The sequence below is a fragment of the Halorussus sp. MSC15.2 genome (assembly GCF_010747475.1).
Taxonomy (GTDB): domain Archaea; phylum Halobacteriota; class Halobacteria; order Halobacteriales; family Haladaptataceae; genus Halorussus.
This window is the reverse complement of sequence record NZ_VSLZ01000003.1, coordinates 42,896-64,137: the sequence shown is the minus strand read 5'-3', so window position 1 is coordinate 64,137 and position 21,242 is coordinate 42,896. Positions and strand designations below refer to the sequence as shown.

The following is a 21,242-nucleotide window of genomic DNA, read 5'->3' as shown; positions in this document are numbered from 1 at the left end:
CCGTGCATGGACGCCGCCAGTTTCCCCCACGCAATCGAGGACGCGAAAGCGACCGAACTCGACCGCCTCGGCTCTCAGCAGGCGCTCGTCGCCCTGACCGACGCCGACCTCGACGCCGAGACGGTCCTGCGCGCCGCCGCCCGGAGCGAGTACACCGCCCGCGAGACGTTCGCCGAGTGGACCGACACCGCGACCGACGACGCTCGGGAGACCTTCGACGCGCTGGCCGACGAGGAAGCCGACCACTACGAGCGCGTCGTCGCCGAGTTGGACGGGGGGTTCACCCCGGACGAGACCGACGCGGACCGAATGCACGACTACTTACGGAGTCTCGACGCAACCGTCGAGCGCGCGGCGGGACTCGTCGGGCGCTCGTTGGCGACCGACCGCACCCAACTGCAGGTCGTGAACTTCTTCGTCAACGAGGCCGACGAGCGCCGGGCAGACCTGTTCCGGGAGTTGCGCGCCGACACGCAGGAGGGCGTCTCGACGGGCGTGGACCTGCTCGCCGCCCACTGCGACGGCGAGGGCGACTGGGAGCGCGCCCGCGAGACCGCCGAGGAAGTCGTCCAGATAGCGTACGACGAGTACGCCGAGACGCTGGAGGGGATGGGACTCGACCCGAAGCCGATTTGCTGATTTTAGTCGATTGCTCGCTCTCGACTTCCCGGTTGCGATTACATCACAATCTTTCTGATAAATCGGTGGTTTAACATTCGGCCTATGTCTACCGTCCGACAATAATATGAACCTGAAGCTTTCGTCGGTCTTCCTTTCGGCCCTCCTCGCATTCTCAGCATTCGCTGTCGGCGGTGTGGGAAACGCTGCAGCGGGGAACGCGGGCAATACTGCTGGTAGTGGCAACGGAGATTGGGCACAATACGGATACGACTCCCAGAACACAGGATTTAATCCCCATTCTACGGCACCGACGACGAACATCGTCGAACGGTGGAACTTTACAACCGGTTCTTCGGCGGTACACACACCAGTCGTCTCGAACGGGACCGTCTATTTTGCAGATTTTAACAACACCGTTTACGCGGTGAATTCGACGACCGGAGAGAAGGTTTGGGAGTATAGCAGTCACGGATGGGTGTTTGGAGACCCAGCCGCCTCAAACGGCACCGTCTATTTTGGGTGGAAATATCGTGATGGTGACAACACCCCTTACAAGGTCATCGCCGTGAATGCGACGACCGGAGAACGGAAGTGGCGATTCGACTTCCACGGCACTCCGACGTCTCCGGCAGTGGCCGATGACACGGTCTACTTCGCGACTGAGTGGGGGAAGATATTCGCCGTGAACACGACGACCGGGACTGAAGTCTGGAACTACACAACGGACACGGAGTTCTACTCGGAGGTGGCAATCGGAGACGGCGTAGTGTATGCTGGTGATAAGGACGGGGAAGTACACGGAGTGAACGTCACCTCCGGAGAAGAAGTGTCCCGAACTCATCTTTACATTCATATCTCGTCTTCGGTGACTGTTTGGAACAATTCGCTCTACTTCGGAACTGGACTCGGAGATGCCGAAGCATCCCCTCTCAACGTAAACGGGAATAGCTGGGAAACCGGAGTCGGGGCGGACGTACGAACGTCTCTCGCGACTTGGAACGGGAAAGCGTACGTCGGGACTACTGGTGGAGAGTTAGTCGCTCTCGATGCCGTCGATGGAACCGAGCACTGGAATCGGACGATTTCGGACGGCGATTCTATCTCGACGCCCGCAATTGCTGACGGTGTCATCTACGTCAGTAACAATGGCAAGGTCCGCGGAATAAATGCCACGTCGGGTACAACGCTGTGGAAACACACGGTCGGCGACCACCCAGACACGCCGGTAATCGCCAACGGAGTGGTCTACGTCGGAGATTCGAACGGAACAGTAACGGCCCTCACGGAGCGCTCGAATCTAAGGTCCCCCAACTTCCAAATTTCGAAAGTGACGACTAACCAGCGGGTTACTACCGGAGACCGCCTCGATGTCCTCGTAACAGTCGAGAATCAAGGTGAACTCGGCTCCACACAGACGGTCGAGTTGGTGGTGAACGGGACCGTTCGCGATTCGGCTTCGATTGCACTCGCTAAACGGTCGAGCGACCAACGGACGCTTTCGTGGTCAAACGTGACCATCGGGAACTATACCGTGGTCGTCCAGACGGCGAACGACACTGCCAGTAAACCCGTCACGGTCGAAGCTGATTCCCGGAACTCCGGTGGCAGCGGTGGCGGAGGCGGTGGCGGCGGTGGCGGAAACGTCCCGCCGCCGTCCGTCCGGTCTGAAACGGTCGAAGTGGGCGAGGACTACCGCCGATTCGAGATAACGAGCGCCCGGTCCGACAGTCCCGCGACCGTCTCGCTGTCGGGTCTCGGAACCGACCGCGTATCGTTCGAGAAACTCCGAATACGGCCGGAGAGCGACGACCCCGAGCCGCGGTTCTTCGTCAACGCGTCGAGCGTGGACGCGCCCGCGGTCCGAGCGCCGGCGGACGTGGACACCCTCGGCTACCTCCGGGTCGAACCGACGTACGTCCGGAACGCCGACCTCGGGTCAGTGACGGTCGAGTTCGCCGTCCCGACGGACGCGACCGACCCCGAGCCCGTCCGACTCTATCGCCACGCGGACGGCGCGTGGCAGCCCCTCTCGACCGAGTTCGTCGAGAAGACTGGCGGGAAGTACGTCTTCCGCGCCGAGGCAACAGGCGTCTCGCTGTTCGCGGTCACGGCCGACGAGTCGATGGCGCTCGATAACGGGACTGACTCGTCGACTCGGACGGCGACGGTGACGGCGAGTGCGACCGCAGAAACGACCGCCGAGACGACGGCGGACACGTCCGCGACGCCGACCACCCGTTCCTCCGGGGGCGCGGGCCACGCCGCGACGAGCGTGCTCGCGCCGCTGGTCGCGCTCGCAATCGCAGTCGGCTACCGGACTCGGAACGACTGACCCGCCACCGTCGGAGCGGAGCGACTTCCGACCCGCCGTCCGCTCGCCGCTTCCCGCAAACCTAACCGTCCGCGACCCGTAGGTCGGAGTAATGAGTCCAGATACCGAAACCGAGACGGCCACCCTCGGCGGCGGGTGCTTCTGGTGCGTGGAAGCGGCGTTCAAGGAACTCGACGGCGTCGAGTCGGTCACGTCGGGATACGCCGGCGGCCACGTCGAGGACCCGACCTACGAGGCGGTCTGCTCGGGCGACACCGGCCACGCCGAGGTCGTACAGGTCGAGTACGACACCGACGAACTCGGCTACGAGGACGTGCTGAAGGTGTTCTTCACCGTCCACGACCCGACCCAACTCAACCGGCAGGGTCCCGACGTCGGCACCCAGTACCGCTCGGCCGTCTTCTACCACGATGACGAGCAGAAGCAGGTCGTGCAGCGTTTCCTCCGCGAGTTGGACGCCGAGGGGGCCTACGACGGCGACGAAATCGTCACCGAGGTCGAACCCCTCGACACCTTCTACGAGGCCGAGGAGCGCCATCAGGACTACTACGAGAAGAACCCGAACGACCAGTACTGCTCGATTCAGGCCGAACCCAAGGTCCAGAAGGTACGCGAGAAGTTCGGCGAGAAGGCCGCGCAGTAAGTATTTCGGACGTCGCGAACCCGGTCAGTTCTCGCTCTCTTCGTCCCCGCCCTCGCCTTCCCGGAGCAGAATCGGCTCGGGGTCGTAGGCGGTCACGACCGCGATTCGGCCGGTCCCGGTGTCGAACTCGACGGTCCGACCGCGGCCGCCGCCCACGTCGCTCCCTACGACCGGCACGTCGAGTTCCGCGAACGCCTCGCGGGCCGTGGCGACGTTGTCGTCGCTGACCTCCCGGGGCAGTTCGGTGAGGTCGAGCAGGTCGCTCCCGCCGACGACGTACCCCTCCAGCGCGGCGTAACTCGCGCCCGCCGACACCGCCTCGCGGAGCATCTGCTCGACGGCGGCGTCCACGTACTTGCCGTCGCTGGTGCCGTCGCCGTCCGACCGGCGGGGGAGCATCGCGTGGGCGAGTCCGCCGACGTCGTTCTCGGGGTCGTACACCGCCAGTCCGACGCACGCGCCCAGTCCGTAGGCCACCAGCGTCGTGCCGTCGCCGACGACCTCGTACTCGGAGACGCCGACGAAGCGTCGCTCCCGGTCGGGCGTCTCGGGGTCGCTCTCGTAGGTCTTCACGATATCACTCCGAGACCGACCTCGGAAATCTTGGTGACGAACTCCTCGTCGCCGGGGAACACGTAGATGGTCGCGTCCACGTCGTGTCGCGGGATTCGGAGCCGCGACCGGATGAACAGGCCGACGCCGTACTGCTTGAAGACGCGCGCGACCAGCGTCCGCTCGGGGTCCTGCACCGGCACCGGCGACCCGGTGTCGATGGGCGTGTCGAACAGCGTGGCCCACTCGTCCACGAACCCGTTGGCCATCATGTTGCAGAGTTCGGTCAGCGCGTCCCGGCCCATCTCGGTCGAGACCGACGAGAGGTCCTCGACCGCCCGCTGGAGCATCAGCGCGGCGGCCTTGTTCGCGCTCTCCATCGGGAAGACGACCAGCACGTTCCCGACGAGGGGCTTGCTCAGCAGGACGCGCGCACCGGCGCGCTCGCTGGCGCGGAACTGCGCGGCGACGGTCTCCTGCTCGGCGTAGCCGATTTTGACCTGCTCGGTCGTCACCGTGAGGTCGTCGTCCAGCACGTCGTTGAGTCGAGACTCGACCCCGGTGACGCCCCGGTCGCCCAACCAGTTCAGGACCGCCAGCGTCTTGAGCGGTATCGTCCGTTCGCCGTCGCCGCTCGCCGATTTCTCCGCGCTCTCGCTCGCCTCGGTGGAGCCATCGCGTTCGTTCGTCCCCGCACGCTCACCCGCCCCGTCGCGCTCGGTCGTCTCGCCGCTTTCACCTCCACCGTCGCCCCCGGTTCGCTCCGGGTCTCGCTCGCGCCGCTCTCGCTCCGTCGCGTCGTTTTCGAGCGTCATGCCTGTGCCCTCGCTTTAGAGACGAGCACGTCCACGTCGAAGACGCCCATCGGTTCGTCGGTCCTGTCGGACTCGGCGACCACCGCCCGGAACCACCGTCGCCTGACGGACGGTTCCCAGTCGCCGTCTTCGGGCGTCTCGACGCTATCGACGTGGTGGGCGTCGATGCCCGCCACCTCGTCCACGAGCAGGCCGGTCGGCCGGGCGTCGCCCCGGTCGAGCAAGAGGAGCGTCGTCTCGGCGTCCGGCGCGCGGGCCGGGAGTTCGAGCAGCGCCCGACCGTCCACGACGACCGGAATCTCGCTGCCGAGGTTGGTCACGCCCGCGACGGCCGGCCCGGTCTGGGGGACCGGCGTCACGCTGGGGTCGTCGAGTATCTGCTCGACGTGACCCAGTTCGAGTCCGTAGTCGTCGCCGCCGAGACCGAAGCGAACGAACTCGACCCAGTCGCGTCTGTTCTCCGCAGTCTCGGGCGTCATCGCCCCGTCGGATAGTTCTCCGCTCATCGGTTAGGCCTCCTCGTCGCCGACGAGTTCGGTCGGTTCGCCGCCGTCGGCGTTCCCGGTGTCGGTCGATTCGCCGTCGGGCAGAGACTCGGTCGCGGCATCGCTTGCCAGCGGGTCGGCGTCGGACTCCGCGTCCGGGTCGTCCGCGGTGGTCGATACCGGGACGGACTCGGTGTCTCGGTCGTCAGGGTGTCGGTCGTCCGTCTCCGGGTCGTGAGTCTCGGCGTCGTCGGTGTCCGCCTCGGAGTCGTCGCGTCCGCGCCGGATTCGGGGTCCGTTTCCGGGTCGTCGGCCGCCGGTTCCCCGGTCTCGGTTTCGGGGTCGCCGAGTTTCGCGTCGTCGGTGTCGAACGAGTCCAGCGCGTTGCTGAGTTGGGTCGCCTGCCGGGCGAGGTCGCTCGCGCTGTCCGAGACCTGCGAGAGCGCGTCCGTCTGGGACTCGGCGGACGCCGCCACGGTCTCTGCCTCGTCGGTGATACCCTCGCTGACCGCCGCGGCCTCCTCGACCATCTCCAGCGCCTCCTTCGTGGAGTCGGCCTGCTCTTGGGTCGCGTCGGATATCTCTTGGACGCCCGCGTTGGTCTCTTGGGCGTAGCCAGCGATGTCGGCCAGCGCCTCGGCCGCGTTCTCGACGGAGTCGGTCTGCTGGGAGATGCGGTCGCTGGTGTCCCGGACCTCGTCCACCGTCCGGTCGGTCTGGCGCTGAATCTGCGTGAGGCGCTGTTCGATGTCGCCCGCTGCCTCCTTCGTGCGCTCGGCGAGTTCCTTGATTTCGTTGGCGACCGCCGCGAAGCCAGCGCCCTGTTCGCCGGCGCGCGAGGCCTCGATGTGGGCGTTCAGCGCGAGCATGTTGGTCTGCTCGGCGATTTCGGAGATGAAGTCGATGAGTTCGTCCACCTGCTGGACCTCGGATTCGAGGTTCTCGATTGCCTCGACGGTGTCCTCTGACTCGCTCTCGATGTCGTTCATCCCCTCGACCGCGTCGGTTGCGGCCTCTCGGCCCTCGCGGCCGGTCTCGGCGGTCCGTTCGGCGATGGACGCCACCTCGTCGGTCGAGGCCGCGACCTCCTGCACCGCGGTCGAGAGGCGGTTCATCTGGTCGGCGGCCGCCTGCAGGTCGCCGGTCTGGGTCTCGGCGTCCACCGAGATGTCCCGGAGCGAGTCCACGACCCGGGCGCTCCCGGAACTGACCTCCTCCGTGCTGAGCGTGACCTCTTGACTGTAGGTCGCCACCTCGTTGGCGAACCGGGTGAGGTTCTCGACGGTCTCCTCGAACTCGGTTATCATCTCGTTGAACTCGGTCGCGACCCGGTTCATCGCCTCGCTCTCGGAACTCGGGTCCATGCGCTCGCCGAGGTCGCCGTCGGCGCACCGGCGCATGACCTGTCCGTACGCCTCGGCGGTCTGCTCGACGTGGGCGTTCAGGTCTTCGGCCGCGAGACGCGCCCGGTGCTCGTCCAGCAGCGTCTCGTGCGTGTCGGCCATCGAGTCGGCGACCCGGCCCACGCAGTCCACGCGGGCGGTGTCGAACGAGGGGTCCTCGCCGTCGGCGCGGCGCTCCGCGCTCGCCACCAATCTGTCGAGCGACCGACTGGCTCGCCACGAGACGGTCGTTCCGACGACTCCGGCGAGCAGTGCGCCGCCGAGCGTCGCCGCGGCGACAGTTCGGTCGAACTGACCGGTCGCGTACACACCTCCTGCTGCGACTGCGCCGACCGCAACCATCGTCAGGCCGAACTTCAGGGAGTAGCGTCGCCTGACGAAGTTGGGGACGACTGCGCGAGCAAAGTTAGTCATTGCGCGAACCCATTCGGTATAGCGTAATAAATCTTCACGCAACATGACCGATAGGTTATAAAATGTAGGAGAAAGGAAAAATCAACTGACGCCGCGTCCTTTTAGAATATCCACAAGATTCGCGGCCGCAGCGTTACCGACTGTCGGCGGTCACTGCCGGGTGACGAGGATTTCACACCGGTCGTCGCCGTCTAACATGCACGTTTGCTCCTCGATTCGGTACTGCTCGTCGTAGTAGGTCTCGATACCGCGGAGCAGACCCACGGCGAGGGCGCAGAGTTCGCGCTCGGAAGTGTAGGTCACCGCGACTCGGTCGTCGCCGACCCACTCCGCCGACAGCGCCGGCGGCGTGTAGGTGGACAACTGCTTGGCGCGCAGGGCCTCGTGGATGTACGTCTCGACGTTGGCGACGAGTTCGAGACCGGTCCACTCCGCCGCGACGTGGACGCCGTACGTCTCGACCAGCGGCGGGACGAGGAACCGACCGAACGCGTCGAGCAGGTCGGGGACGTCCTCGCCGGTGGCGTCGGCGGCCGCCTCCACCAGCGCGAGGACGTCGGCGTCCTCGTACTCGGTCACGGGGACGTACACCTTTCCTTCGAGACCCGCGCCGTCCTGTATCCCGCGCCACGCCTCGCGGTCGTACTCGGTGGTCACGAAGTCTTTCAGACCCTTCAGTACGATGCCATGCACGGCTACTTCCACCGTCCTTCGACAGGTCGGCTCGCGGAGACGTGCGCGGGTCCGGCCCCGACGACACCGCGTCGCGGACGTCGATTCGGGACTGTCTTTCGAACCCTCCGGGGATGACACATGATTTAATCGGATTCGGACGCATCCTATAACTGTTCTGGCCGTTCGCGCGACGAATCGTCGATTCGAAGGTCGCCGTGGTCCGGGAGACGGGAACTCCCGAAAGACGAGTGCCGACCTCAGAGCGACTCCCAGTAGTCGAGGTCCACGTCCTGTTCGGAGAGGTCGGTGTCGGCCTCCGGGGTGGTGTCGGCGACCCGACCCATGTCGAACTCGCCGAGCGCGGCCCGGAGGTCGGCCTCGTCCGGGATGACGTAGATGTCGAGGTCCACCTCGGTATCGACCGCCTCGATTCGGGTGTCGAAGACGAACGCGAACTCCTGTGACTCTCCGAGACCCACGACGAGGGGGTCCACCACCGCCGCGCCCATGTCGTGGGCGTAGGCGGGCGTCGAGTGGTCGATGGTGGTGTCCAGCAGGTTGGCCCACCCGTCGAGCATCCCGCTGGCCATCACGTTCGAGAGTTCCTGTATCGCGTCGCGTTCGAACTCCCCGAGACCCGCCGCGGTGTGGGTCTCGACGCTCCGACTCACCAGCGTCTCCGCCGACTCCTCGTCGAACAGGAACAGGAGGTAGCCGCTGGGCATCCCGGCGAAACTGAACGCCACGCCTATCATGCGCTCGGTCGAGACCTCGCTGGGAATAGCGTCGAGCGAGATGAAGTTGATGCGCCGGATGTCCACGTCCATCTCGATGTCGGTCATCTGGGTCAGGTTGTTCGCCACCTGCGTCGCCCCGCGCTGGGCGATGCGGTCGAACCCGACCAGTTTCTTGAACTCGATGGCGCGCTCCTCGCTCCGCGCCCGGAACAGGCGCTGGACCGTGTCGGTGTCGGGAACGAGGTAGTGTCTGAAGGTGAGTCGCTCACCCACCGCTTCGAGGTTGTTGCGGAACAGCACCGCCAACTCGTCGCCGGCACGCCGACGGACCCCTCGTCTTCCGGCGATTGTTCGTCGGCGAGCGAGAGCGCCGAGTCCGCGAGGAACTCGTCGGGGGTGTCGGCCGAGACGTACGTCGGCGCGGAGACGTCGATGTTGGTGTCCAGCACGTTGGCCCACCCGTCCACGAACCCGTTGTTCATTATCTGGGCGATTTCGGTCACCGTGCTGTCGTGGAGCGTCCCGTCCTCGACGGTCGGGATGTCGTCGATGACCGCCGCCGCGATGGTCTCGGCGCTCTCCCGGTCGAACAGCAGGACCGAGGTGCCGCCGAACCCGTCGGAGAGGCGGACCCGGATGCCGACCCACTCGGTGTCGGTCAACTCGCGGGCGATGGAGGCGTCCCGCGTGAAGTTGAGGTGGGTCACGTCCACGCGCGCCGGGATGTCGGTCATCGAACTCAGCCGATTCGCCGCGAGTCCGGCCCCCTCTCGGGCCATCTCGTAGAACGTGCCGAGAGTGTCTACGTCGAGTTTCATAGGGTTGCCACGTCCAGTACGTTGACCGCCTCGCCGTCGCCGAGCGTCGTCGCGCCGCTGACGCCGGGCACGTCTCGGAGCAGGTCGCCGTAGGGCCGGACCACGACCTCTTGGGACGCGACCACGCGGTCGCACCGCACCGCGAGTCGCCCGGTCTCGCCCCGAATCCAGATTATCTGGCTGTCGTCGGTCGGCCGGTCCGCGTCGCGTCGAGGTCCAGCGCCGACGCCAGTCGCACGAAGGGGTAGGCGTCGTCGGCCTCGACGCCCTCGGGCAGACCGCCCACGAGGTCGAGGTTCGAGCGCCTGACGACCTCGCGCCCCTCGACCTCCTCGACCGGCGGCGCGGCGGTAATCTGTTCGACCGCGGCCATCGGGACGCCGAACGTCTGGTCGGCCGCCTCCACGAACAGCACCTCGGTCAGCGCGATGGACACCGGGACCCGCAGTCGCACCGTCGTCCCGACGCCGGGGTCGCTCTCCACCGTCACGCTGCCGTTGAGGTCGGCCACCGTCCGGTTCACCACGTCCATGCCCACGCCCCGCCCGCTCACGTCGGTCACCTCCTCGCTGGTGGTGAAGCCGGGTTCGAAGAGCAGGTCGTAGGTCTCGTCGTCGCTCAACTGCTCGGCCTCCGCGGGCGTGACGACGCCGTTCTCGACGGCGCGCTCCCGGACCGCTTGCGCGTTGACGCCCCGGCCGTCGTCCGAGAGTTCCACGACCACCTCGTCGCCGACTCGCTCGGCCGAGATGGCGACGGTGCCCTCCGGGGCCTTGCCGACCGCCTCGCGCTCCTCGGGCGACTCGATGCCGTGGTCCACGGCGTTGCGCGCGAGGTGGACCAGCGGGTCCCTGAGTCGGTCCACGATGGAGCGGTCGAGTTCCACGTCGGCGTCGCTCACGACGAGTTCGACCTCCTTGCCCTGCGAGCGCGCCACGTCCCGGACGGTCCGGGGAATCGCGTCGATGGCGGTTTCGAGGGGCATCAGGCGCACGTCCATGACCGTCCGGCGGTAGTCGGTGACGACCCGGAGCAGGTTCGAGACCTCCTCGCGGATGGCCTCGTCGGTGTCGGGACCGACCGCCTCGTCGAGTCGGAGGTGCGACAGCGACAGTTCCTCGGCGACGTCGAGCAGTTTGTCCGCGGTGTCCACGTCCACGGTCATCGCCTGCAGGCGGTCGAACTCGCGGGCGTCGTCCGGTCGGTCGCCGCCAGCGGTCGGGAACTCGTCGGCGTCGAGTCTGCTCTCCTCGATGGTGGCCACCGCCGACCGGAACACCGCGCCCTCGTCGTCGCCGTCGTCGGCCCCCGGCCCGGTGCCGAGCAGGTCGCCGAACCGCGACTCGAACTCGGCCATCTCGTCGTCCACGGAGACGTCCATCTCGGTCCCGGCCGCGTCGTCGCCGCCGAGTCCCCCGGACGCCTCGTCCCCGAGGTCCGCGTCGAAGTCGTCCGACAGGTCCACGCCGAGGTCGGTCTCGGGCATCGAGTCGGCGTCGGGGACCGACTCGGCGTCCGGAAGCGAATCCGCGTCCGAGAGGGAGTCGGGTTCTGGGAGGGAGTCGGCGTCCGGAACGGAATCGGGGTCTGGAAGTGAATCGGCGTCCGGAACGGATTCTGCGTCAGGGAGCGAGTCGGGGTCCGGAACCGAGTCGGCGTCGGGAACCGAATCGGCGCCCTCCGGGACCGCCGCGGCGTCGGCCGCCTCGTCGGTCGCGTCCCCGGACTCCGATTCGTCCGCAGAGTCAGGTGAATCAGCCGACTGCGATACGTCCGCAGACTCCGGCGTGTCCGTGGAATCGGGCGCGTCCGGGTGGTCGGCCGATTCCACGGGGTCGGAGGGTTCTGCATCGCCCGGTTCGGCGGCGTCCGCGACCGAGTCCGCACCCGCAGACGCGTCCGCTCGGTCGGGCGCGTCGGCAGAGGCGGGCGCGTCCGCATCCACGGACTCGGACGCGTCTGCGGGTTCGGGCGAGCCGACAGAATCCACTTCGACCGTATCGGTCGTTCGTCGTCCGCCTCCGGCGTCGAATCGACTCCGGAATCTGCGCTCGCCGTCGCGTCAGATTCGGACTCGACGGCCGAGGTCGGTTCGTCGTCGGCTCCGTCGTCCGCGGACTCCGCCCCGAAGACGAACGTGTTGGTCGCGCCGCTCTCGGGGAGTTCCGGCGACTCGTCGGTGTCGTCGGCCCCGCCGGACGCGTCGGCCGAATCGCTCGGGTCGTCCGGCGACGGGTCGGCGTCCGCGAGACCGAGGGGGTCGCCGACCGAGTCCGCGGCGTCCGACGACTCCTCGGCAGACGCCTCACCGTCCGCGTTCGATTCTGCGACTCCCGAACCGAGCAGGTCGGCCGAGACATCCAGCGAGTCGTCACCGTCCGCGGGTTGCTCGATTGCCGGTTCGGCGTCCACCATTTCGTCCGCGCTCGGAATCTCGCCGGCGTCCGACGTTTCTGGGGATTCGACGCCCGCGTCCGGCGTCTCCGACTCGGGTCGGTCGTCCGCCGCCCCCTCGTCGGGGTCGAGGTCCATCAGTTCCTCGATGGTGTAACTGTCCTCGTCGTCGAACTCGCCGAACTCGACCGCGTCGATGTCCTCCTGCAGGGTGTCAATGCTCTCCTCGTCGTCTATCCGGGATTTGGTCTCCTCGAAGAACGCGGACGGTTCGTCGGGCGTCTCGGCCCTCCTCGGTTGGGTGGTCGATTCGGCCGCGTCGGCGAAGTCGTCCCTCGTTGACCCCGCGTCGTTCGGGGAGTCTTCGGTAGCGGAGGTGTCTTCGGCGACCGCCGCGGCGTCGGCCCCCGGCGCACCCGCGTCGGCGTCGCCATCGTCGAGGAGTCCCCACCCGTCGAGTTCCTCCTCGCCCTCCGGGTCGTCCATCTCGTCGAGGAGCGCGTCGAGGTCGTCGAACTCGGTCGTGTCTTCGAGCGCCGCAACCACGTCGTCGCTCAGGTCGTCGTCTGCGGGGTCCCATTCGTCGGCGGCGGAGGGCGGCGACACCGCGGACCCGAGCGTCGCGTCCGTGTCGTCGGTCTCGGCGCGCGCCTCGTCGAGTGCGGCCCGGAGCGATTCGAGCGTCGCCTCGACGCTGCCCGGTCGCTCCTCGCCCACCGCGGCGGCGCGGACCGTCGCTTCGAGCAGGTCCACCGTCCCGAGCGCCTCGTCTACGAGGGTCGGCGTCGGAGCGACCTCGCCGCTCCGAATCGCGTCGAGGACGTCCTCGACGGCGTGGGCGAGTTCGCCCGCCTCGTCGAGTCCGTGCGTCCGACACGACCCCTTGAGCGAGTGGGCGACGCGGAACAGTTCGGCGACGGCCGCGTCACCGTCGTCGCCCTCGACGGCGAGCAGGCCGTCGTTCAGCGCGCGAATCTGGGACTTGGCTTCCCGAAAGAAGGCGTCGTCAGTCGGGGCCATCCCTGCACCTCCGCGAGGTCCCGCGTCGAAGGCGCTGGTTCGGGCGTTCGGGTCTCTCCCCGCCCATCAGACGACCACCCCGTCGATGGCGTCGGTGAGTTCCTCGTCCTCGAAGGGTTTCGTGATGTACGCGTCGGCACCGGCCCGCGCGGCCAACTGTATCTTCTGTCGCTGGCCCACGCTGGTACACATGACGACCCGAACGTCGTCGTCGAGTTTCTTGATGGCGGCCGTGGCCTTCAGGCCGTTGGCCTTCCGCATTACGATGTCCATCAAGATGAGGTCGATGTCCTCGGCGTTCTCCTTGTACTTCTGAATCGCCCACGCGCCGTTCGGCGCCTCGGCGACGATTCGATACTCGTCGTCCGCGAGCGCGCTCTTCACTCGCTGTCGCATGAACTCCGAGTCGTCCACGATGAGAATCCCGGTCTTCATGGCGTGTTACTCATCATTTATGCGCTTCCGTGCGAAGTATAAAATACTATTCCCCGGCAGGATACCAAGAAATCCGATAGTTCGTTAGACCTGACGCTTTATCTGGTTATTCAGTTAGGTGAAATAGCGATTCTCGGCCAATAAATTTAAGCACCCTGAATATTTGTGTTGGTGTACACATGTCCGAGACCCTCTACGAGCGCCTCGGTGGCCGAGACGCCATCTCGGCCGTCGTCGAGGAGTTCTACGACCGCGTCCTCGACGACCAGCGCGTCGAGCACTTCTTCGACGACACCGACGTGTCGGCGCTTCGGGCACACCAGACTCAGTTTCTCGCGTCCGTGACGGGCGGACCGGTCGAGTACGACGGAGCGAACCTCTCGACGGCCCACGCCCACCTCGACATCGACGGGCGGGACTTCGAGATAATCGCCACCCACCTCGACGAGTCTCTCGCGGCCTTCGACGTACCGGAGTCCGAGCGCAGGGAGGTGGTCGCCGCGGTGGCCGAACTCGAACCCGCCATCGTCTCGGCCGACTGAGGGTGTCACTACTGCGATAATGTAGTTAGAGTGAACGTTTCGAGGGGGTTGTGATTCCGGACGAGTGAAGTTCTGAACATACTTCGTCGCAGTGCGTCGCATAACTTCTCGGTGTGATGACCGACCTGAGCGGGACTCGGTTTGTCGCCGCGATACCGTGGCTAGGTTTATCATACTCGGCGTCGTATCGTTCGACGTTCTTCACTCGCCGTCGGGCCGACGCCGACGACAGGAGTCCGAACGATGACGAAGATAGAATGCCAGAACTGCGGCCGGAAAGCCACCGTCGACAGCGAGGAGCGCGCATCGAACGCACCGATGCAGTACTGCCGGCGCTGTGGCGAGGAACTTCCGCCGCGCGAGGAGTGGTGAGCAGGAGTTCTCCCGGACGACCACGGCGCTTCCGGGTCGGGTAGCGTCCCCGCCGGAGGGACGGTCCGCCGCAGGATACCGAGACCATTCTTCGACATCTATTCCGAGACGACCGGTCGCTCGGTTCGCGCGACCGAAACGATTTGCCCCCGCCGACCGAACCGGCGAGCATGGAGCGAGTCGCCATCGACGCGGTGGAGGCGAGGGCGTTCGGAGACGACGCCGAGCGCCGCGGGTTGACCGAACCGCTCGGCGCGACCGACGTGGCGGTCAATCGCTACCGAGTCGCTCCCGGAGACGGGTTCCCCGGCGGACTCCACGCCCACGCCGACCAGGAAGAGATTTTCCTCGTCCTCGACGGCGAAGCGACCTTCGAGACGCTGGGACCGGAACGCGAGGAGGCCGGTGAGGTCACGGTCGCGGAGGGCGAAGCCGTCAGGTTCGCTCCCGGGGAGTACCAGTCGGGCAGGAACGCCGTCTCCGAGGCTGACTCGGACGGCGACGACCTCGTGGCCCTCGCTATCGGGGCACCGCGCGACGGCGAGGACGTGCGCGTTCCGCTCGCGTGTCCGGAGTGCGGCCACGGCGAACTGCGACCGACGTGGGACGAGACCGGAACGAGTCTCGTCTGTCCGGACTGCGGCGCCGAGAACGTCCCCGAGGGCTGTCCGGACTGCGGCCGCGAGATGCGGGTCACGCTCGCGTCGTCCGACGGCGCGGAGCCGGACCCGCCGAGCGCGAACGCCGAGACGGCCGTTGTCTGTCCGGACTGCGGTGCCCGGGCGAGGACGCCGTTCGGCGAGTAGCGTCGTCGGAGCGCTCGCTCGGCGTCGCGACCGAGGCGACTCCCCGAGTCCCGGCGTCGGGTGCGACCGAGGCCGAAAGGAGTAGGGATTTGTCGCTCGACTCCGAACTGCCGCCCATGGAGACTACCGACGCGTTCGTCGGCCTGACGTGTGTCGATTGCGGCGAGACGTTCGACGCCGAGGAGACCACCCACCGCTGTCCCGACTGCGACGGGATTCTGGACCCCGACTACGACTACGAGGCCATCGACCTGACGCGCGAGGACCTCGACTCCCGCTCGTTCGAGTCGATGTGGCGCTACGAGGAACTCCTCCCGTTCCCGCAGTCGGCCGCGGTGACGATGGACGAGGGCGCGACCCAACTCGTGGAGTGCCCGACGCTCGCCGACGAACTGGGCGTCGGCCGCGTTCTGTTCAAAGACGAGGGCCGCAATCCGACCGGGACGTTCAAGGACCGCGGCCAGACCGCCGCGATTACGGCGGCCGTCCAGCACGGCGCCACCGACGTGGCGCTCAACTCCGCGGGCAACGCCGGACAGGCCGCGTCGGCCTACGCCGCCCGCGCCGGACTCGACTCCCACGTCTTCCTACCGTCGCGGGCCGGATTCACCAACAAGGCGATGGTCAACGTCCACGGCGGCGACATGACCATCGTGGAGGGGCGCATCGGCGACGCCGCCGACGCCTACGCCGACGCGATGGCCGACCACGACGACTGGTACTCGGTGAAGACGTTCGAGACGCCCTACCGCCACGAGGGCAAGAAGACGATGCTCTACGAAATCGTCGAGCAGAACGACTGGGAGGTCCCGGACGCCGTGGTCTACCCGACCGGAGGCGGCGTCGGTCTGGTCGGGATGCACAAGGGCGCGAAGGAACTCCGAGAGTTGGGCCTGACCGACGAGATTCCGGCGATGTACGCGGCCCAGTCGTCGGGTTGCGCGCCCATCGTCGAGGCGTTCGACGAAGGTAAGGAGGTCCACGACGTCTGGGAGACGCCCGACACCATCTGCGGCGGCATCGAGATTCCCGACCCCGGCGCGAGTCCCCTGATTCTCGACGCCCTCCGCGAGAGCGACGGGGGCGCGGTCGCAACGTCCGACGACGACATTCTGGACAGCGCCGTCACGGTGGCCCAGCACGAGGGGCTTGAGATGGGCGCGACCTGCGCCGCGGCCGCCAGCGGGGCGTGGGAACTCGCCCGACGCGGGGAGTTCGACGAGGACGACACCGTCGTTCTGCTCAACACCGGCGCGGGCAACAAGGACGACGACGTCCTCCGCAGTCACCTGATGAGCAAGGGCGTCTGAACGGGAACGCGCGAGGATAGTAGTCGGCCTCAGTTCCCTGAGTCGTACTGCACGTCCGAGAAGAACGGGTACGTCGGCGTCGAGACCCGGTCTGTTATCTCGTGGGTCTCGGTGTCGATGACGACCAACTGGTCGCGCCCGGTGATGGTGACGTAGACCTCGTTGCGGTAGGGCGAGACGAAACAGCCGTGCGGGCCGAGACCCGGCGGCACGAAGTCGCGCTCGGGGAGCGGGGGTCGTATCTCGTCTTGGTCCTCGACCGTGACGATGTCGGCGACCCGGTACTCGCCTTCGGCGGGGTCGTCGGGCGCCCGGTAGACCGTCACCGCGTCGGACTGGACTCCGGCGACGAATATCTTCTCGCCGTTCTGCGTCGCGTGGATGTCGGCGTTCTGGTCTGTCAGCGGCCGCTTCTTCAGCAGTTCGCGCTGTTCCACGTCGATTATCCCCACGTCGTTCGAGAGCGCGTTGGCGGTGTAGACGACGTTGCGCTCCCGGTCCACGTGGAGGTTGTGCGGCGCTTTGGCGACCGGAACCTGGTCTACCATCTCCAGCGACTGGAGGTCGATGAACCCCAGACTGTTCCCTCCCTGATTCGTGACGTACGCGAACCCGGCCTCCGCGTCGAAGACGATGTTGTGCGGCGCTTTCCCGACGTCGATGGTCTCGCGCACCTCCAGGTTCTCGCTGTCGATTACCGCAACCTGATTCGCGCCCGCCACCTCGACGAACGCGTCGTCGTTCTCCGGGTGGACGTTGACGCCGCGCGGCGCGGCGTCGAGCGGGATTCGCTTCACCTCCTCCCGCTGCTCGACGTTCACCACCGAGACGTCGGCGGACGCGGTGTTCGGAGCGTAGGCGAGTTCGCCGTCGGTCGAGACCGCACAGTACAGCGGTTCCTTCCCGACGGGTATCTCGGCGAATATCTCCTTGGTCTCCTGATTCAGTAGCGCGACGGAGTCGTCGAGGCGACAGGTGACGACCAGCGGCCGGTCGGTCGCCCGCCCGTTGGTCTCGGTCGTCGTCTGGTCGCCGCCCTCCGTCGTCGTCCCTCCGCCGCCGGGAGTGGTCGTCCCGCCGTCTTGTGCCGCGGCGACGCCGCCGACCAGTGCAGTCCCTCCGAGTCCGCCGACGGTTCGAAGCACGTCGCGTCGGTTCGCGTATTTCCCCAGATTCACACCGATTCGAAGACGCTCGTTTCAATAGGGTTACTGGCTCGCTATTGTGGTATCGAGTCTGTGCGTTCGATTGCCCGGGTCGGTGCCCCGACTCGTCGGCGAGGACACGCGGACAGTTCGGAGATTTCGCTACCGTTCGACGCTGACCGGTTCTTCGGCGATTATCCACGCGTCGGGCGACTCCTTCGACCGGAGTTCGAGGTTCCCGTCGTGGAAGTGAGCGGTGATTCGTTCGCTCGTCTCGGTCTCTGACATCGTGTCCGCCGCTACGTGGCACCCGGCCATTACTATACGCCGTCTACCCGGGAGTACAGGCGGTTTACCCGTGGATACGCCGGGGCTACTCGTTCGTAAGCGAGGCCGGAGAAGCGACCGGAAGTATCGAATCGAACCGAGTGTACCGGGTCGGACCGACCGGCACTCGGTCGAATCGAGTCGGACTGGGAAGAACTGAACTCCGCTGGGCGGCACCGGACCGTATCGAACAGGGGGACTGGCTCGAAATCGGGGGTCAGTAGTAGTACACTTCGAACTCGTCGCCGCAGTTGCTACAGTCCACTGTCGTCCCCGTGAGTCGGTCGGGGTCTCGGAACGCCGGGTCGGGTTCGCCGCCGTCTGTGGCGACTTCGACGGCCCGCCCGTCGCAGTTCGGACACCCGATACGCGTCTCGATGTGCGACATGTCCCGTAAAACCGCGTCCCGTCGGTTAGTTATACGCCGTCTACTCGCGCCGCCGAGACGGCGTTTTCCCGCGCTAACTCGGCGTAGTCACGCCGTACCGGCGACTCCCTCGGAGCCTCGGCCGGGACGGGACAAATATAAGTTTTAGACGCGGCTAAATCCGGACGGGAAATGTTGAGCGACGTGATGGAAGACTACCTGAAATCGATATACGCCCTCCAGAAGGAGGACGGCGGGCCGGTCTCGACCTCGGCCATCGCCGACTACCTCGACGTGACGCCGCCGACGGTCACGAGCATGGTGGAGAAACTCGAAGACAGAGGGCTGGTCGAGCGCGAGAAGTACAAGGGGGTCGAACTCACCGCGGAGGGGGAGACGGTGGCGCTCGAAGTGCTCCGTCACCACCGCCTGCTAGAGTCGTACCTGACCGAACACCTCGACTACTCGTGGAGCGAGGTCCACGAGGAGGCCGACACCCTCGAACACCACATCAGCGAGGAGTTCGAACAGCGGGTCGCCGACGCGCTGGGCGACCCCGAGGTGGACCCCCACGGCGACCCCATCCCGAGCGCCGACCTCGCACCGCTCGAAACGGACGACACCACGCCGCTCTCGGACCACGACTCCGGCGACCGACTCGTGGTCGCCCGGGTCAGCGACCGCGACGAGGAGGAACTGCGCTACCTCGCGGACGCGGGCATCGCGCCCGGGACCGAACTCGACGTGCTGGACGTCGCGCCGTTCGGGATGGTGACGGTCCGAGTCGGGGACGGCGACGAGCGCGAACAGAGCCTCCCAGAGAACGTCGCGCGCTCCATCCGGGTGCGGCCCGCGGACGAGCGCGACGAAATCGACACCGACGACGCCGGGAACGAATCCAGCGGGGACGCGCAGGGCCTCAAACCCTGAGGAACGCGCGGTGGCGACTCGGCCCACGGCGGTCTCCGAGAGCGACTCGGCCCGAGTTCTCCACGGAGAGACAGTTTTTTCTCGGCCGGGGTCCCTACCTTCGAGCGATGTTTCAAGCAGTCGCGTCGGCGCTGGCGGGGGTCGCGCTCGGACTCTCGCTGGCGGCCCCGCCCGGCCCCATGAACGCCATCATCGCCGAGGAGAGCGTCCTCCGGGGATGGGGGTCGGGGTTCCGCGCCGGTCTCGGCGCGATGTCGGCCGACGCCTGCTTCTTCGTTCTCGCGCTGCTAGGTGTCGTTACGGTAGTACGCGACGTTCCGGTGGTCCAGAGCGTGCTGTTCGGCGTCGGCGGCCTGCTGATGCTGTACTTCGCGTACGGGACGGTCGCCGACGCCAGCGCGGCGTTCGGCGGCGACGCCGCCGCGGACGGCGGCGCGGCGACCGGGGGCGACAGCAAGGGCTTCCGGAAGGCGTTCGTGCTGGCGCTGACCAACCCCTACCAGATTCTCTGGTGGCTCACGGCGGGCGTGGGCCTGCTCGACCCCGGCACGTTCGCGCTCGACGCGCTCGGCGGTCTGACGATATCGACGGGAAGCCCGGTCATCGTGGTCGGCTTCTTCGGCGGCATCGCACTCTGGATTACGGGATTCCCTGCCGCGCTGGTGACGGTCGGGCGACGCGTGGACGCGTTCGCGCCCGCCGTCGCTTACCTCAGCGCGGTGGTCCTCGCGCTCGCGGGTCTCTCGTTCCTCTCGAAGGCCGGCGGGATGCTGGCGTAGCCGAGACCGATTGAACCACCTCACCGCACTGCACCACGCCCATCTCGTGCGTCCCCGCTGTTTCCCAATTTCGCGGACCGTCGCTGTCCCCCGTTTCGTGATTCTCGCCGTCCCCCGTTTCGTGAATCGTCACAGTCCACGGGACGCGCCGCTCGCTCGGCAGCGCGTCGCGGTGCGGGCGCTACCGAGCGTGCAAGCGGGGAGGAACGGGGCGCGGTGGCGGTGCCGTGCGGTCGCGGTGGTGCTGTGGTGTCGTGGTGGGTGTTGTGCGGTCGCAGTGCCGGTCGCGGTGTCGCGGTGCAGTGACGGTGCCGGACTCCTCTGTTCAAGCAGTAGCTAGCCGTGTCGTTCGCGCTGTAGCTAGCCGTGTCGCTCGAGGAGTAGCTAGCCGTGTCGCGGTAAGTGCCGAACAGTTACGTTCGAAGTACTACTGCGGTGATTTCCCCGTCCATTCGTCGCGACGGAAGCCACTGCTCGGGCGGCGAAAAGCGGCCGATTCTGGACCCGAACGCGGCCTCGTTACGGTCGTCGTTGCGTCCGGCGGTCGGGCGACTCCTCGCAGTCCATCTCCGGCACCTCCTCTTCGAGCCACTCTCGGAACCACTTGACGCGCTTCAGACGCCTGTGTGCGATTCCCTCCGCGGTCTCGGTCTGGACCCGCTTGGTGGCGTCCTTCCCGCGCTCCATCACTCTGTCGACCATCTCCGCGGCGTCCATGTGGGTGCGGGCCTCGTAGCCCATCCGCAGGAGCATCAGCGCGGTGCCGTTCGCGCCCACCTTGTCGAGCAGGTCGGCCTCGATGAGACACTGGGTCTCCTTCGGCAGGTCGGTCAGGTCGCCCTGATACGAGTGGTTCTCGACCGCTTTGCAGACCTCCTCGATGAACGATTCCGGGAAGTCGCCGTGCGTTTCGAGGTACTTCCGGGCGATGCGCGCGCCCTCCTCGGCGTGAACGTCTTGGTCGGCGTCGAGTTTGGCGATGTCGTGGAACAGCGCCGCGACGCGCGCCACGTCCACGTTCGCGCCCTCCTTCTCGGCGATGGTGCCCGCGAGGTCCACGACGTTGAGGATGTGGTTGAACCGGTACTCCGCGGAGTGCCACGGGTACCACCGCATCCGGCCGCCGCCGTCCTCGTTCTCGACGCTGGCGACGAGATACTCGTACACGAAGTCCTCCATCTCCTCGAATTCGCTGTCCGTGACGGGCGACTCCTTAATTTCGACGCCCACAGAACCACCTCGATTCGCAGATGTCCGTACTCATTCTTACTCGTATAAACGAATGATTGACTCTTTAGGCTTACGACGATGGGACTCCGA

General features: G+C 66.7%; 24 protein-coding genes. 9 read left to right on the top strand and 15 right to left on the bottom strand.

From position 1 onward, the window contains the following. Positions 1 to 6: 6 nt before the first annotated feature. The 3 genes from FXF75_RS11590 to msrA all read left to right on the top strand — a co-directional run bounded on the left by FXF75_RS11590 (position 7) and on the right by msrA (position 3,596). A complete protein-coding gene (locus FXF75_RS11590) occupies positions 7 to 639 on the top strand; it encodes a rubrerythrin family protein (protein ID WP_163522057.1) in 633 nt (210 codons plus the stop codon). Between the two features lie 106 nt (positions 640 to 745). Further along, positions 746 to 2,953, top strand: a complete 2,208-nt coding sequence (locus tag FXF75_RS11585; RefSeq protein WP_240334638.1) for a PQQ-binding-like beta-propeller repeat protein — start codon at positions 746 to 748, stop codon at positions 2,951 to 2,953. A gap of 91 nt (positions 2,954 to 3,044) precedes the next feature. After that, complete coding sequence (gene msrA / locus FXF75_RS11580) at positions 3,045 to 3,596, top strand: peptide-methionine (S)-S-oxide reductase MsrA (RefSeq protein WP_163522055.1); 552 nt, start codon at positions 3,045 to 3,047, stop codon at positions 3,594 to 3,596. Between the two features lie 24 nt (positions 3,597 to 3,620). Here msrA and FXF75_RS11575 read toward each other — a convergent pair whose 3' ends face one another. The 11 genes from FXF75_RS11575 to FXF75_RS11530 all read right to left on the bottom strand — a co-directional run bounded on the left by FXF75_RS11575 (position 3,621) and on the right by FXF75_RS11530 (position 13,344). Then, entirely contained in the window at positions 3,621 to 4,169 is a 549-nt protein-coding gene (locus tag FXF75_RS11575) for a chemotaxis protein CheD (RefSeq protein ID WP_163522054.1), read from the bottom strand. After that, complete coding sequence (locus FXF75_RS11570) at positions 4,166 to 4,963, bottom strand: chemotaxis protein CheC (RefSeq protein ID WP_163522053.1); 798 nt, start codon at positions 4,961 to 4,963, stop codon at positions 4,166 to 4,168. The genes FXF75_RS11575 and FXF75_RS11570 overlap by 4 nt, the downstream gene beginning before the upstream one ends. Continuing rightward, positions 4,960 to 5,469 (bottom strand): chemotaxis protein CheW, encoded by a 510-nt coding sequence (locus FXF75_RS11565; protein ID WP_163522052.1) that lies wholly within the window; start codon positions 5,467 to 5,469, stop codon positions 4,960 to 4,962. The genes FXF75_RS11570 and FXF75_RS11565 overlap by 4 nt, the downstream gene beginning before the upstream one ends. Further along, positions 5,466 to 7,265, bottom strand: a complete 1,800-nt coding sequence (locus FXF75_RS11560) for a methyl-accepting chemotaxis protein (protein ID WP_163522051.1) — start codon at positions 7,263 to 7,265, stop codon at positions 5,466 to 5,468. Before FXF75_RS11560 ends, FXF75_RS11565 begins: the two co-directional genes overlap by 4 nt. Before the next feature lie 150 nt (positions 7,266 to 7,415). Continuing rightward, positions 7,416 to 7,958 carry a heme NO-binding domain-containing protein gene (locus tag FXF75_RS11555; RefSeq protein WP_163522050.1) on the bottom strand — a complete coding sequence of 181 codons (543 nt, stop codon included), beginning with the start codon at positions 7,956 to 7,958 and terminating at the stop codon, positions 7,416 to 7,418. A gap of 239 nt (positions 7,959 to 8,197) precedes the next feature. Beyond that, entirely contained in the window at positions 8,198 to 8,518 is a 321-nt protein-coding gene (locus tag FXF75_RS22630) for a hypothetical protein (protein ID WP_240334663.1), read from the bottom strand. Positions 8,519 to 8,787: 269 nt separating this feature from the next. Further along, positions 8,788 to 9,495 (bottom strand): chemotaxis protein CheC, encoded by a 708-nt coding sequence (locus FXF75_RS22625; protein WP_240334637.1) that lies wholly within the window; start codon positions 9,493 to 9,495, stop codon positions 8,788 to 8,790. Beyond that, complete coding sequence (locus FXF75_RS11545; RefSeq protein ID WP_309221803.1) at positions 9,492 to 9,635, bottom strand: chemotaxis protein CheW; 144 nt, start codon at positions 9,633 to 9,635, stop codon at positions 9,492 to 9,494. Before FXF75_RS11545 ends, FXF75_RS22625 begins: the two co-directional genes overlap by 4 nt. A gap of 32 nt (positions 9,636 to 9,667) precedes the next feature. Next, positions 9,668 to 10,480: a chemotaxis protein CheA gene (locus tag FXF75_RS22620; RefSeq protein ID WP_240334662.1), complete on the bottom strand. Its 813-nt coding sequence runs from the start codon at positions 10,478 to 10,480 to the stop codon at positions 9,668 to 9,670. A 176-nt stretch (positions 10,481 to 10,656) separates the two neighbouring features. Continuing rightward, positions 10,657 to 12,909: an Hpt domain-containing protein gene (locus FXF75_RS11535; RefSeq protein WP_163522048.1), complete on the bottom strand. Its 2,253-nt coding sequence runs from the start codon at positions 12,907 to 12,909 to the stop codon at positions 10,657 to 10,659. Positions 12,910 to 12,975: 66 nt separating this feature from the next. Beyond that, positions 12,976 to 13,344, bottom strand: coding sequence for a response regulator (locus FXF75_RS11530; protein ID WP_163522047.1), 369 nt, complete (start codon positions 13,342 to 13,344; stop codon positions 12,976 to 12,978). 179 nt (positions 13,345 to 13,523) lie between these two features. On the opposite strand from FXF75_RS11530, the gene FXF75_RS11525 reads away from it, so the two are divergent. From FXF75_RS11525 to FXF75_RS11515, 4 genes are all read left to right on the top strand, one after another. Beyond that, entirely contained in the window at positions 13,524 to 13,886 is a 363-nt protein-coding gene (locus tag FXF75_RS11525; protein ID WP_163522046.1) for a group 1 truncated hemoglobin, read from the top strand. Positions 13,887 to 14,129: 243 nt separating this feature from the next. Further along, complete coding sequence (locus tag FXF75_RS23100) at positions 14,130 to 14,258, top strand: hypothetical protein (RefSeq protein WP_275897407.1); 129 nt, start codon at positions 14,130 to 14,132, stop codon at positions 14,256 to 14,258. 170 nt (positions 14,259 to 14,428) lie between these two features. Beyond that, on the top strand, positions 14,429 to 15,064 hold the full coding sequence (locus FXF75_RS11520; RefSeq protein WP_163522045.1) for a cupin domain-containing protein: 636 nt from the start codon (positions 14,429 to 14,431) through the stop codon (positions 15,062 to 15,064). 116 nt (positions 15,065 to 15,180) lie between these two features. Beyond that, positions 15,181 to 16,374 carry a threonine synthase gene (locus FXF75_RS11515; RefSeq protein WP_163522044.1) on the top strand — a complete coding sequence of 398 codons (1,194 nt, stop codon included), beginning with the start codon at positions 15,181 to 15,183 and terminating at the stop codon, positions 16,372 to 16,374. A gap of 29 nt (positions 16,375 to 16,403) precedes the next feature. On the opposite strand, the gene FXF75_RS11510 is transcribed toward FXF75_RS11515, so the two are convergent. From FXF75_RS11510 to FXF75_RS11505, 3 genes are all read right to left on the bottom strand, one after another. Next, the gene (locus tag FXF75_RS11510; RefSeq protein ID WP_163522043.1) at positions 16,404 to 17,552 is read right to left on the bottom strand and encodes a YncE family protein; all 1,149 of its coding nucleotides are present in this window, start codon (positions 17,550 to 17,552) and stop codon (positions 16,404 to 16,406) included. A 129-nt stretch (positions 17,553 to 17,681) separates the two neighbouring features. Beyond that, entirely contained in the window at positions 17,682 to 17,807 is a 126-nt protein-coding gene (locus tag FXF75_RS23095; RefSeq protein ID WP_256567929.1) for a hypothetical protein, read from the bottom strand. Between the two features lie 256 nt (positions 17,808 to 18,063). Further along, the gene (locus FXF75_RS11505) at positions 18,064 to 18,234 is read right to left on the bottom strand and encodes a hypothetical protein (RefSeq protein WP_163522042.1); all 171 of its coding nucleotides are present in this window, start codon (positions 18,232 to 18,234) and stop codon (positions 18,064 to 18,066) included. A 171-nt stretch (positions 18,235 to 18,405) separates the two neighbouring features. Here FXF75_RS11505 and FXF75_RS11500 point away from each other — a divergent pair, with 171 nt between their 5' ends. Together FXF75_RS11500 and FXF75_RS11495 are read left to right on the top strand one after the other, a co-directional pair. Further along, positions 18,406 to 19,143: a metal-dependent transcriptional regulator gene (locus tag FXF75_RS11500; RefSeq protein ID WP_163522041.1), complete on the top strand. Its 738-nt coding sequence runs from the start codon at positions 18,406 to 18,408 to the stop codon at positions 19,141 to 19,143. A 107-nt stretch (positions 19,144 to 19,250) separates the two neighbouring features. Next, positions 19,251 to 19,922, top strand: coding sequence for a LysE family translocator (locus FXF75_RS11495; RefSeq protein WP_163522040.1), 672 nt, complete (start codon positions 19,251 to 19,253; stop codon positions 19,920 to 19,922). 519 nt (positions 19,923 to 20,441) lie between these two features. Here FXF75_RS11495 and FXF75_RS11490 read toward each other — a convergent pair. Then, positions 20,442 to 21,152, bottom strand: a complete 711-nt coding sequence (locus FXF75_RS11490; protein WP_163522039.1) for an HD domain-containing protein — start codon at positions 21,150 to 21,152, stop codon at positions 20,442 to 20,444. Positions 21,153 to 21,242 lie beyond the last annotated feature (90 nt).